Annotated in this window: 9 protein-coding genes; 1 reads left to right on the plus strand and 8 read right to left on the minus strand. The window is 67.5% G+C overall.

Features of this window, described 5'->3' with window-relative positions:
• Nucleotides 1-4: 4 nt before the first annotated feature.
• Nucleotides 5-1,372 carry an aspartate aminotransferase family protein gene (locus ACSFB7_RS17860; RefSeq protein ID WP_435472412.1) on the minus strand — a complete coding sequence of 456 codons (1,368 nt, stop codon included), beginning with the start codon at nt 1,370-1,372 and terminating at the stop codon, nt 5-7.
• A 171-nt stretch (nt 1,373-1,543) separates the two neighbouring features.
• Here ACSFB7_RS17860 and ACSFB7_RS17865 point away from each other — a divergent pair, with 171 nt between their 5' ends.
• Nucleotides 1,544-2,476, plus strand: a complete 933-nt coding sequence (locus ACSFB7_RS17865) for a LysR family transcriptional regulator (RefSeq protein ID WP_435472413.1) — start codon at nt 1,544-1,546, stop codon at nt 2,474-2,476.
• Here the strand turns inward: ACSFB7_RS17865 and ACSFB7_RS17870 are convergent.
• The 7 genes from ACSFB7_RS17870 to ACSFB7_RS17900 all read right to left on the minus strand — a co-directional run bounded on the left by ACSFB7_RS17870 (nt 2,437) and on the right by ACSFB7_RS17900 (nt 12,344).
• Nucleotides 2,437-3,315 (minus strand): DUF4272 domain-containing protein, encoded by an 879-nt coding sequence (locus ACSFB7_RS17870; RefSeq protein WP_435472414.1) that lies wholly within the window; start codon nt 3,313-3,315, stop codon nt 2,437-2,439. The genes ACSFB7_RS17865 and ACSFB7_RS17870 overlap by 40 nt on opposite strands.
• Nucleotides 3,316-3,355: 40 nt before the next feature.
• Entirely contained in the window at nt 3,356-4,636 is a 1,281-nt protein-coding gene (locus ACSFB7_RS17875; protein ID WP_435472415.1) for an MFS transporter, read from the minus strand.
• Between the two features lie 109 nt (nt 4,637-4,745).
• The gene (locus tag ACSFB7_RS17880) at nt 4,746-5,684 is read right to left on the minus strand and encodes a DedA family protein/thiosulfate sulfurtransferase GlpE (protein ID WP_435472417.1); all 939 of its coding nucleotides are present in this window, start codon (nt 5,682-5,684) and stop codon (nt 4,746-4,748) included.
• 122 nt (nt 5,685-5,806) lie between these two features.
• A complete protein-coding gene (locus tag ACSFB7_RS17885) occupies nt 5,807-7,189 on the minus strand; it encodes a heavy metal sensor histidine kinase (protein WP_435472419.1) in 1,383 nt (460 codons plus the stop codon).
• The gene (locus ACSFB7_RS17890) at nt 7,186-7,899 is read right to left on the minus strand and encodes a heavy metal response regulator transcription factor (protein WP_435472421.1); all 714 of its coding nucleotides are present in this window, start codon (nt 7,897-7,899) and stop codon (nt 7,186-7,188) included. The genes ACSFB7_RS17885 and ACSFB7_RS17890 overlap by 4 nt, the downstream gene beginning before the upstream one ends.
• Nucleotides 7,900-7,941: 42 nt before the next feature.
• The gene (locus tag ACSFB7_RS17895; RefSeq protein WP_435472423.1) at nt 7,942-11,115 is read right to left on the minus strand and encodes an efflux RND transporter permease subunit; all 3,174 of its coding nucleotides are present in this window, start codon (nt 11,113-11,115) and stop codon (nt 7,942-7,944) included.
• Nucleotides 11,112-12,344 carry an efflux RND transporter periplasmic adaptor subunit gene (locus tag ACSFB7_RS17900; RefSeq protein ID WP_435472424.1) on the minus strand — a complete coding sequence of 411 codons (1,233 nt, stop codon included), beginning with the start codon at nt 12,342-12,344 and terminating at the stop codon, nt 11,112-11,114. Before ACSFB7_RS17900 ends, ACSFB7_RS17895 begins: the two co-directional genes overlap by 4 nt.
• Between the last annotated feature and the right edge of the window lie 3 nt (nt 12,345-12,347).

Here is a 12,347-nt window from a genome sequence, read left to right on the forward strand (position 1 = left end):
GCGTTCAGTTGCTCGTTGCGACGGATGCAGACACCTTCGCAGCCGCAGAGGCCACGGGCGCGGGCCGGGCGATCTCGTCGAGGCTTTCGCGCAGCGCGCGGTCGAGGATGGCGGTGGCGCGGTCGATCTCTTCGTTGCTCACCGTGAGCGGCGGCGCAATGCGCCACACCGAGCCGCGCTCGGGCCGGCGGCGGATGTTCATGCTCAGGCCCAGCTCGAAGCACTTCTTCGTCGTGCGGGCGCCGAGGTCGTGGTACGGCAGGCGCGATTCGCGGTCCTGCACCAACTCCACGCCCAGCAGCAGGCCTTCGCCACGCACATCGCCGATGGCCTCGTAGCGTTTCTGCATGTCGAGCAACTGGCCGCGCAGGTAGGCGCCGGTGGTGCGGGCGCGCTCGATCAGGCCTTCCTGGCGGATGGTTTCGAGAACGGCCAAACCCACCGTGGCGGGCAGCGGGTCGGAGACATGGCTCGTGTAGAAGGTGAAGCCCTTCTCGAACACGTCCTGCTCGATCTTCGGGCTGGTGACGGTCGCGGCCAGCGGCAGGCCGCCGCCCATGGTCTTCGAGACCGACATGATGTCCGGCACCACGCCATAGAAGTCCGACGCGGTGCGATGGCCGATGCGACCGAAGGCGGTTTGCGCCTCGTCGAAGATCAGCAGCATGCCGCGCTCGTCCGCCGCCTTGCGCAGTGCCTGCATGTACGACCGGGGCGGCACCAGCACGCCACCGGCGCTGATGATGGGCTCGATGATGATGGCCGCACGGCGGCCGGTCGATGCCATGTCGTACATCTTCAGGCCCAGCTCGAGGCAGGTCAGCGCCGACTCTTCGGCCGACATGCCCTTGATGTAGGGCCGGTAGGCGTTCGGCTCGGGCATCACGAACACGCCGGGCACATGCACGCCATAGCCCTTGCGGTCGCTCGCGAAAGACACGGCGCTGGTGCCGCCCGTCACGCCATGCCACGAGCCGCCCACGGCCAGAATCTCGAAGCCGCCCGTGTACATCTTCGCCATGCGCAGCGCCACTTCGTTGCTCTCGGAGCCGGTGTTCACGAAGATCGACTTGGTCAGCGGCGCGGGCATCCAGTCGGTCGCCATCTTCTGCGCGAGTTCGGCGACCACCTCGGGGATCATGCCGCTGAACATGTGGAAGGCCTTCTCGCCCGCTTCATGCACCGCGCGCACGATGGCCGGGTGGTTGTGGCCGATGGTGGCGCACATCTGGCCAGAGGTGAAATCGAGGATCTCGCGGCCGGTGTCATCGATCACGATGGCGCCCCGGGCGCTGCGGAACAGGTTGGGGAACGTGTCGCCGCCGTAGCGAACCATGTATTGCCTTGCCGCCGCACGAAGTTGCTCGCTCATGATCGAATCCTTGAGGTTGTGAAAAGAGGATTCGTGAATGGTCGCGAGCAGCGGGCCTGCGGTCCAATGTCGAGTTTGCATCCGGCCGCAATGCGCGGCACGCATGGGCGATGCACCAAACGAATGGGCACACGGCTTGCAATCCGCGTGTGCAAAGGAGCAGATCTCGCGATGGACACTCGTTGGTTTCAGGACTTCGTGACGCTGGCCGAAGTGCAGAACTTCACCCGCGCGGCAGAGATGCGCAACGTGTCGCAGGCCGCGTTCAGCCGCCGCATCCAGGCGCTGGAGCAATGGCTGGGCGCCAAGCTGATCGACCGGGCTGCGTTTCCCACGCGGCTCACGCCCGCGGGCGAGCGCTTTCGCAAGATCGCGACCGGCCTGCTGAACCAGATCGCCGATGCCAGGGCGGAGATCGGCGACGCGCCATCGCGCAACCACGTGCGGATCGCCTCGACCTATGCGCTGGTCAGCACGCGGCTGCCGATCTGGTGGCCGCAGTGGTCTGAAGAAGGCGACATCACCTGCAGCCTGGAGGTGGGCAACGTGCACGACACGGTGTCCGCGTTCAACGCGGGTTCGGCCGACATCCTCATCGGCTTTCACCAGGCGGCGCATCCGGTGCAGCTCGACATGGCGCGCTTCGACCGGCATGAACTCGGCATTGAAAAGGTGCGGCCGTATGTGTCGCGTGCGCTGGCCGATTCAGGCCGGCTCGCGCTGCCGGGCACGCCGGCCAAGCCGGTGCCGCTGCTCATGTATTCGCCCAGCGGCTACTTCGCGCGCGTGGTCGACTCGGCCATCGAGCAGTCGTCCCAGCCGCTCTTCGGCTATCGCGCCTTCGAGGCCGAGATGACGGACGTCCTGGGCGACCTGGCTTCGCAGGGCATGGGCATCGCGTGGCTGCCCGACAGCTCCTTCGTTTCAGGGCGGCTCGCGGACCTCGTGCCCGTGGGCGACGGCACCTGGGACGTGGAAGTGAGCATCGTGGCCTACCGGTCGCGGGCCAATGCGCGGGCCGTGGTCGGGCGGCTGTGGGAGCGCATCCGCGCCCCGGGGTCGCATCAGGTGTCGGTGGGCACGTCGACCCAGTTGTCGCCGTAGCCGACCATCCAGCTCAGCGCATAGCGCCGCTCGATGACGATGCCGGCGTCAAGGCCCGAGGGCACGGGCTGGCGGCGCAGTTGAGCGTCGCGCACGTGCCAGTGCTCGTCGTGCAGGCGGCTTTCTTCGTCTTCCACTTCGACGGCCGGGCGCAGTGTTGCGCTTGCGATGAAGTCGGCCGGCGATTTCATGGCCTGCCGGAGCATCGGGTTCGACCAGCTTGTGCTGCGCTCATTCGACGGCGGCATGGCGGCCAGGCCGCCGAGGGCCCAGATCATCGGCACCATGGCCTCCGCGCGCCAGCCGAGGTTCACGATGTCCGATTGCGGCGGACGCTGCGCGTGAAAGATGAAGCTGTGTTCATCGGGAGAGAGAAACGCGGTGATGCCCTTCGCCTTGGCCCAGGTGATGCCTTCCTGCGCGATCTCTTCGCTGGCGTTGGCGCGCCACACCACGGCGACCAGTGCCAGCAGGCGCTGCGCGACCTGCTCCGGGGTGCGGGGCATGCGCTGTTCTTCTTCATCGTCCTCTTCGTCGTCGGGCGGGTTCAACAGGGCATGCAGCGAACGCGCGATGACGGCTTCGCGCTGCTCGGGTATTTTTCGGAACGCCTGAAAGGCGAGGTAAAGAGGCCATTGCCATTGGCGGCCGCTGCCATCGGTCCACAAGACGCGCGTGCGAGTCTGGTCGCCGTACCAGAGGGCACGGGTGCGAACCCGCGTGGCTTCTGGCACGTGTTGCTTCACGGCCGCCACGCAATGCTTGCTGAACGCGATCATTCCTTTCTTGAAGGCGTCGCGTTCGTTCTGCCGGTCCCACCAGCGGCGAAGGAAATTCATGGCGCGCAGTCTAAGCGCGCGGCCATTTCGCCTCTGTCGTTCAGCGCCCCGAAGTGGCGGTGGCGGGTGCCGTGCGGCCGATGAATTCGGTCGCGTAGTACAGCAGCGCCACGGTCACGAAGCCGCCGCCGAGCAGGCACAAACCCGTCCAGCCGTGGAAGGCGTACACCGCCGCTGCAATGCCCGAAGCGATCGCCGCGCAGATGAAGATGAAGGTCATGAACAAGCCGTTGAGCCGGCCGCGCAATTCGGGCGCCAGCATGAACAGGCTGCGGAAGTTGAGCACCTGGCACAGCTGCACCGCGCCATCGAGCAGGATGCCCGCCGCGACCAGCCCGGCCAGCGAATGGAAGTGCATCGACACGCCGCCCAGCACGAAGGACAGCAGCGCGACGACGATGGCCGCGCCGGTGGCGGGCCGCGTCAATCCACGGTCGGCCAGCCGGCCCGCGACCGGCGCCAGCAACGCGCCCGCCGCACCAGCCAGTGCGAACAGGCCGATGCCGCCCTGCCCCATGCCGAACTCATGCACCAGCGCCAGCGGCACCGCCGTCCAGAAGGCCTGGAAGGCCGCGAACATCATTCCCTGGTACAGGCCGCGCCGGCGCAGCAGCGGCGTGTTCCACACGATGCCGGGCAGCGAAGCCATGGTGCGCGCATAGCCCACCGACGCATGCGCATGCCGTTGCGGCAGCACGCGCCACAGCACGACGATGAGCGAGGCCATCAGCACGGCCGAGATCCAGAACACCGCGCGCCAGCCAAGGGTGGCGGCCACCACGCTGGCGAAAGGCCGCGCCAGCATGATTCCGCCCAGCAGGCCGGCCATGATGTTGCCGACGACCTTGCCGCGCGTGGCCTCGGGTGCGAGGTGCGAGGCAAAGGGCAACAGCACCTGCGCCGCCACGGCGCATGCGCCCACCACGAACGACGCAGCCAGGAAGGTGACGGCCGAGCCCGAGAGCGCAATGCCCACGAGCCCGATCACCGCACCGAACAGCGCGCCGATGATCAGGCGCCGGTTCTCGACCACATCGGCCAGCGGCACCAGCAGCAGCAGGCCGGCGCCGTAGCCGAGCTGGGTCAGCGTCATGATCAGACCGGCCAGGCCCGCATGCAGTTGCAGCGTGTCGGAGATGGGGCCGATCAGCGGCTGGGCGTAGTAGATGTTGGCCACGCACAGGCCGCAGGCGACGGCGAAAACCAGCGTGAGTGCGGGCGAGAGGCCGGTGATGTGGCCGGCGTCGTTGGCGGCAGCGTCGGCCTTGTCGGCCCTGTCCGCCTGGGCGGCATTGGGGAAAGGAGCGTCTGGAAGTGGCACGGAGAGCCTCTGTAGCGGGCCGTGGCTGTCTCTGGAAAAGAGAAAGAAGACCAAGGGTTAACCCGGGGCGGGCACCTTAGCATGGCAGGCCGATTCCTGCAGGCGCCGGTCAATGCAGGCTGGTGGGGCGGCCCGAGGCCACCCAGGCGTCGAGCCCACCGGTCAGCGGCAAGGCGCGCCGGGCGCCGCGTGCCAGCAGCACGCGCGCGGCCTGTGCGGCCGACACCTCGTTGGGGCAATTGCAGTACAGCACCACGTCGCGGTTGGGGTCGATCGTCAGGTCGAGGGTGCGCTGCTGCAGCGCCTTGAGCGTGTACGGCACCGCACCCGGAATACGGCGCGGATCGACCTGTACGCCGGCCTTGCCCCGCACGTCGATGATGAGCGGCGGCTCTTCGCCACTCAGCAGATCGTGCAGCTCGTCGACGCTGATGCGCGGCATGCCCGTGAGCCGGCGAAAGGCGCGGCGGCGCCAGTAGCGCACCGCGAGGATCACCACCAGCAGCACCGCCAGCGCGGCCGTGGCAATGCCGCCGGCCTGCGCCATGACGGCCAGCACTTCCTGGATCTGGTTGCGAAAGAGCCAGCCCAGGCCGAGGAACAGACCCGTCCAGACCAGCGCCGCGCCCACGTCGAAGCCGATGAAGCGCCGCACCGACATGCCCAGCGCGCCCGCCATCGGCGGCGCCACCACCGACACACCCGGCACGAACTTGGCCGCCACCAGCGACAGGCCGCCCCAGTCGGTGATGAGCGATTCGCCGCGCCGCACGCACGAGTCGGGCGACAGCGAGATGCGGCACAGCAGCCGCATGAAGCGGTAGCCGAAGCGGCGGCCCGCATAGAACCAGGCCCCGTCGCCCAGCAGGTTGGCGACCACCGCGGCGAGCACCACGCCCACCACGGACACATCGCCCGCCGCCAGCAGGGCCCCCGTGACGACCAGCACGGCAGCCGCCGGCACCGGCAGCCCGAGGCGCGCGGCAAAGCTCGCGGCGAACACCACCAGGATCGCGTTCTGCACCAACAGCGACATCAGCTGTGCCATGACAGCCTTTCGGTCGATCCGATGCAGGGAGTTTGCGAACGAGGTGGGGAATTCATGCCACCGGCGATTCTCCAGCATGGCCCATGAACGTACCGCGCACAGGCCATTTGCAGGCCGCCGATTCAGCCGGCCCGCGACACACTGAAGCCGAAGGTGTTCACCCCGTCCGCGCTGGAGGCGCTGACCTGCCCGCCATGCATGCTCGCCACCGCCTTCACGATGGCCAGCCCCAGGCCGTGGCCGTGGTGCTCGCCGCCGTCGTTGCGCGCGGCATCGACGCGGTAGAAGCGGTCGAACAGATGCTGCAGGTGCTGCTCGTCGATGGCGGCGCCGGGGTTGGACACGGTGATCCAGGTCGCGGCCCGCTCTTCGCGCAGGGTGACGGTGATGCCCGCGCCCGGCTTCGTGTGCTCGATGGCGTTCTGCAGCAGGTTCGACATGGCGCGGCGGAACAGCGCGCTTTCCAGCCGCGCTTCGGCCAGCACGTCGCCTTCGATGCTGACCTGCGTGCGCGTCTCGTCGAGCACGAACTCGAAGAACTCGATGGTCTTTCGCACCTCTTGCGCCACCGGCGTGAGCACCTGCCCGGTGGCCACCTCGCCGCGGTCGGCACGCGCGAGGAACAGCATGTCGTTGACGATGGAGCGCACGCGTTCCAGGTCTTCGAGGTTGGCCTGCAACACCTCCTGGAACTCGCCCGCGCTGCGCTGGCGCGACAGCGCCACCTGCGTGCTGCCGATCAGGTTGGCCAGCGGCGTGCGCAGTTCATGGGCCACGTCGGCGTTGAAGGATTCGAGCTGGGCGTAGGCTTCTTCGAGCCGGCTGAGCGCGCCGTTGAAGGCTTCGGCCAGCGCCGACAACTCCACCGGCAGCGGCTCCGAGCGCAACCGCTGCGACAAGGTCTTGGGCCGCAGCGTCTGCGCCTCGGCCGACAGCCGCTCCAGCGGCCGCAACCCCACGCGGGCAATCCAGTAGCCCATGAAGGCCACCACCACCATCGCACCCAGCCCGAGCGCGACGAGCGCCGTGAGAAAGGTTTGGCGCGTGCGCGCATAGGGCTCGGTGTTGCGCCCGACGATCAGCCGCACGGCCGGGCGCTGATCGAAGGCGCCGATGTGCACGGACAGCGTGCGAAACGGCTTCTCCTCCCCGGGCAGCACGATGGCGCTGGTGTGGCCGTTGGCCTCCCGCGTGAGGCCATCGATCTCGGCCAGGCCCTTGCCGTACTGGAAGCGTGGATCGTCGCTGAGCACCCAGAAGCGCACGCTGCCGTCGGCGGGCGTGAGCGCGTCCATGCGCGCCTGCACGCGCGACCAGCGCTCCGGAGTGCCGATGGCCTTGATCCAGAACTGCAGGTTCTTGAGCGTGGTGTCCAGCTCCTCGTACTGGTGCCGCTCCAGCTCGCGCGCCAGCACGTTGTGCAGCGCGAAGCCCGCCAGCGCGAAGGTCGCAAGCGCCACAGCCGCGAACATGATGACCAGCCGCGCGGTGATGGAGCGCTTCACAGGTCGGCGCCCTCCCCTTCGCTCCCGGTCTCGCGCACCTCCATCACATAGCCCATGCCGCGGATCGTGTGCAGCAGCTTGGGGCTGAAGGGAACGTCGATCTTGTCGCGCAGCCGCTTGATGGCCACCTCGACCACGTTGGTGTTGCTGTCGAAGTTCATGTCCCACACCAGCTCGGCGATGGCGGTCTTGGACAAAATCTCGCCCTGGCGCCGCGCCAGCACCGCGAGCAGCGCGAACTCCTTGGCCGTGAGGTCGATGCGCGTGTTGCTGCCCCCGTTGCCACGAAAGGCCTTGCGCGCGAGCAGGTCGATCTGCAGGTCGGCAATGCGCAACTGCATCGGCTCCTGCTTGCGGCCGCGCCGGTTCAGCGCCTGCAGCCGCGCCAGCAGTTCGAGAAAAGAGAAAGGCTTGATGAGGTAGTCGTCCGCGCCTTCGTGCAGGCCCTTGATGCGGTCTTCCACCCGGTCGCGGGCGGTGAGCATGATCACCGGCGTCTGCTTGACGGCGCGCAGCGCACGCAGCACCGAAAAGCCGTCCTGCCCCGGCAGCATCACGTCGAGCACGATCACGTCGTAGTCGTGCGTGAGCGCCAGATGCTGGCCGTCGATGCCGTTGTGCGCCATGTCGACCGCGCAGCCCTGCTCCGTCAGACCCTTCGAGAGGTAGTCCGCGGTTCTCAGTTCGTCTTCGACAATCAGGATCTTCATGGCGTTGCGATGTCTCTCGTCGCTCCGTTCAAACGGTATTCATCAGTGCGCCTCGGCCACCGGCGGCGGGGCTTCCCCGGCCCGGGCCGCCTTGCGGGCCTTGCGCGCTTCCTTGCGGCTCAGGTACCAGTAGTGCGCGCGGTCCAGGTACAGGTACACCACCGGGGTCGTGAACAGCGTGAGTGCCTGCGAGAGTATCAGCCCGCCGACCATCGCATAGCCCAGCGGCCGGCGCAGCTCGGAGCCCGAGCCGTGGCCCAGCATCAGCGGCAGGCCGGACAGCAACGCGCACATGGTCGTCATCATGATCGGGCGAAAGCGCAGCAGGCAGGCCTGGTAGATGGCGTCGTGCGGCGACATGCCCTGCTCGCGCTCGGCCTTGAGCGCGAAGTCGATCATCATGATGCCGTTCTTCTTCACGATGCCGATCAGCAGGATGATGCCGATCAGCGCGATCACGCTCAGGTCGTAGCCGCCTGCCATCAATATCAGCAGGGCCCCCACGCCGGCCGAAGGCAGCGTCGAGAGAATCGTCAGCGGATGGATGTAGCTCTCATACAGCAGGCCCAGCACGATGTACACCGCCACCAGCGCCGCGGCAATCAGGTAGGGCTGCGTGGACAGCGAATCCTGGAAGGCCTGCGCCGTGCCCTGGAACGAACCGGTCAGCGACTGCGGCAGCCCCATCTCGGCCTGCGCCTTGTTGATGGCATTCACCGCATCGCCCAGCGCATGGCCCGGCGCGAGGTTGAACGAGATCGTCACCGCCGGAAACTGCCCCTGGTGGCTGATCGACAGGTAGGCCGTCTTGCTGGTGTCCACCTTCACGAAGGTCGACAGCGGCACCTGCTGGCCGGTGATCGGCGAGCTGAGATAGAGCTTGCTGAAGAGCGCCGGGTCTTGCTGCATCGCGGGCGTCACTTCCAGCACCACGTGGTAGCTGTTGAGCTGCGTGAAGTACTGCGCCACCTGGCGCTGGCCGATCGCGTCGTAGAGCGTGGCGTCGATGGTGGCCGGCGAAATGCCGAAGCTCGATGCGCGGTCGCGGTCGATGGTCAGCACGGCCGATGCGGCGGCGTTCTGCTGGTCGGACGCGAGGTCGGTGATCTCGGGCAGCTTCGTGAAGCGCGCCAGCAGTTGCGGCGCCCAGGTGTTCAGTTCATCGAGGTTGGCGTCGGTCACCGTGTACTGGTACTGCGTGCGAGAGGCACGCCCGCCCACGCGGATGTCCTGCCCGGCCTGCAGGAACAGGTTCACGCCCTGCACCTTGGCCAGTTGCGGGCGCAGCCGCGTGATGATCTCGTCGGCCGTGGCCGTGCGGCCTTCGTCCTTGGGCTTCAGGCTGATGTAGAAGTTGCCGGTGTTGTAAGTGGACGAGCTGCCGTTCATGCCGAAGCCGGTCACGTCGGGGTCCTTGCGCACCACGTCGGCCAACTGGATCATGCGGGCGTTCATCGAGGCGAAGGACGCGTCCTGCGCCGACTCCGCAAAGCCCGAGATGAAGCCGGTGTCCTGCTGCGGAAAGAAGCCCTTGGGAATCACCGCGAACAGCACGCCGGTGGCGGCCACCGTGGCAATGAAGACCATCAGCGTGATGAACTGATGGTCGAGCACCACGTGCAGCCCGCGCTTGTAGCCATTGAGCATGGCGTCGAAGCCGCGCTCGAACAACTGGTACAGGCGGCCATGCTTGCTGCCGTGTTCGTTCTTCAGGAAACGCGAGCACAGCATGGGCGTCAGCGTGAGCGAGATGATCACCGACACCACGATGGTCAGCGTGACCGTCACCGCGAACTCGCGGAACAGCCGGCCCACGATGCCGCCCATCAGCAGCAGCGGAATGAACACCGCCACCAGCGACACCGAGATCGAGATGATGGTGAAGCCGATCTCGCTCGCGCCCTTGTACGCGGCCTCCATCGCCGTCATGCCCTCTTCGACGTAGCGGTAGATGTTCTCCAGCATCACGATGGCGTCGTCCACCACGAAGCCGACCGCGATGGTCAGCGCCATGAGCGAGAGGTTGTCCAGGCTGTAGCCCAGCACGTACATCACGGCCACCGTGCCCAGCAGCGCGAGCGGCACCGTCACGCTGGGAATGAGCGTGGCCGGCACGTTGCGCAGGAACACGAAAATCACGGCCACCACCAGCGCGATGGTCAGCAGCAGCGTGAACTCCACGTCCTTCACCGACGCGCGAATGGTCTGCGTGCGGTCGATGATGGCGTTGACGTCCACGGTCGGCGGAATCGACGCCTTCAGCCGTGGCAGCGCGGCGTTGATGCGGTCCACGGTTTCGATCACGTTGGCGCCCGGCTGCTTGGTGATGGCCAGCACGATGGAGCGGCCGTTCTGCACATTGCTACCGGCCGGCGCTGCGGCACCGGCGTAGGCCCAGCCGGCGATCTTGGCGTTCTCGGGGCCGTCGACCGCCACGCCCAGGTCGCGCACGCGGATCGGCGCGCCGTTGCGGTAGGCCAGCACCACGTCGTTCCACGGCTGCGCCTTGAGCAACTGGTCGTTGGTGTAGACGGTAAAGCTCTGGTTGGGCCCGTCGATCGTGCCCTTGGGCGCGTTCACGGTGGCCGATGCCAGCACGGTGCGCACGTCTTCCAGGCTCAGGCCCAGCGCGGCGAGCTTGGCGGGGTCGACCTGGATGCGCACGGCCGGCTTCTGCACGCCGCCGATGTTGACCAGGCCCACACCAGATATTTGCGAGATCTGCTGCGCCAGGATGTTGTCGGCGTAGTCGTTCACCTCGGTCAGCGGCAGCGTCTTCGACTGCACCGAGAGAATGAGAATGGGCGCGTCGGCCGGGTTCACCTTGCGAAAGGTCGGCGGGCTCGGCAGGTTGGCCGGCAACTGGCCGGTCGATGCGTTGATGGCGGCCTGCACGTCGAGCGCAGCGGCATCGATGCTGCGGTCAAGGTCGAACTGCAGCGTGATCTGCGTGCTGCCCAGGCCGCTGGTCGATGTCATCTGCGACAGCCCCGCGATCAGCGAGAACTGCCGCTCCAGCGGCTGCGCCACGTTGGAGGCCATGGTCTCCGGACTGGCGCCCGGCAGGCTGGCCGAGACCTGGATCGTCGGAAAGTCGACCTGCGGCAACGGCGCCACCGGCAGCAGCGGAAACACCGCCGCACCGACCAGCAGGATGGCCAGCGCCAGCAGCGTCGTGCCGATGGGGCGCTTGATGAAGGCGGCGGAAATGCTCAATTGCTGCTCCCGCTCGCCGGCTTCTTGGCGTCGGCACCCGCGCCCGTACCGCCCTTTTGCGCGGGCGGCGGCTCGATGATCGTGACACCGGGCTTGAGCTTGTACTGGCCGTCGACCACCACGCGCTGGTTGGCACTCAGGCCCTTGTCGATCACGGCCGTGCCGTCGGCGATCTGCACCACATGCACCGGCACGTTGCTGACCTTGTTCTGGTCATCGACCACCCAAACGTAGGTGTCGTCCTGTCCGCGCTGCACGGCGGCGGCGGGCACGGTCAGCGAATTGGCCCGGCGGTCGAGCTGCAGCCGCACGTTGACGTACTGGCCGGGCCACAGCGTGTGCTGCGGGTTGGCAAAGCTGCCCTTGAGCTGCACGGTGCCGCTGGTGGTGTCGATCTGGTTGTTCAGCAAGATGAGCTTGCCGGTGCCCAGCATCTGGCTGCCGCTGCGGTCATAGGCCACCACCGACAGCGGCTGCGCGCTTTGCTGCTGCACGCGGTTGATGTCCTGCACCGCGTCTTCGGGCAGCGTGAACTGCACCGCGATAGGGTCGATCTGGTTGATGACCACCAGCCCGTTGGTGTCGGCCGCATGCACGATGTTGCCCGGGTCCACCAGCCGCGCGCCGACGCGCCCGCTCATGGGCGAGGCAATGCGCGTGAAGCTCAGTTGCACTTCGGCGTACTGCACCTGCGCGGCGTCGTTCTGCACGGTGGCCTGGAGCTGGTTGACGAGCGCCTTCTGCGTGTCGACCTGCTGCTGCGTGGCCGCGTCCTGCGCGATCAGCGTGGTGTAGCGCTGCAGGTCTGCGCGCGCATTGACCAGCGTGGCCTGGTCCTTGGCCTTGGTGGCCTGCGCCTGCGCGAGCTGCGCCTGCAGCGTGCGCGGATCGAGCTGGGCCAGCATCTGGCCGGCCTTCACGTCCTGCCCTTCGACGAAGCCGACCTTGTCGAGCTGGCCGTCGATGCGCGCCTTGACCGTGACCGTGGCCATCGAGGCGACGGTGCCGATGCCCGAGCGGTAGACCTGCACCTCCTGCTGCTTCACGCGCGTGGTGGTCACCTGCACCGGCGGCGTGCGGGGTGCCTCGGCCGTGGCGGCATGGGCCGTGTTGTGGTTGATCGACCAGACGCCGCCGCCCAGCAGGAGCACGAGCGTGGCGGTCGCGAGCCAGGTGGATCGGCGCTGGAAGAAAGGGTGCGTGGTGGTGGCTGCTGTGGTCGTCGTCATGGC

Origin of the sequence: Variovorax raffinosi (assembly GCF_051216615.1) — a bacterium.
Lineage (GTDB): Bacteria > Pseudomonadota > Gammaproteobacteria > Burkholderiales > Burkholderiaceae_C > Variovorax.

Bases quoted from the DNA above. Each gene is read 5' to 3' on its own strand.
- ACSFB7_RS17860 (WP_435472412.1), bottom strand. From the start codon at position 1,372: ATGAGCGAGCAACTTCGTGCGGCGGCAAGGCAATACATGGTTCGCTAC.
- ACSFB7_RS17865 (WP_435472413.1), top strand. From the start codon at position 1,544: ATGGACACTCGTTGGTTTCAGGACTTCGTGACGCTGGCCGAAGTGCAG.
- ACSFB7_RS17870 (WP_435472414.1), bottom strand. From the start codon at position 3,315: ATGAATTTCCTTCGCCGCTGGTGGGACCGGCAGAACGAACGCGACGCC.
- ACSFB7_RS17880 (WP_435472417.1), bottom strand. From the start codon at position 5,684: ATGGCACAGCTGATGTCGCTGTTGGTGCAGAACGCGATCCTGGTGGTG.
- ACSFB7_RS17890 (WP_435472421.1), bottom strand. From the start codon at position 7,899: ATGAAGATCCTGATTGTCGAAGACGAACTGAGAACCGCGGACTACCTC.
- ACSFB7_RS17900 (WP_435472424.1), bottom strand. From the start codon at position 12,344: ATGACGACGACCACAGCAGCCACCACCACGCACCCTTTCTTCCAGCGC.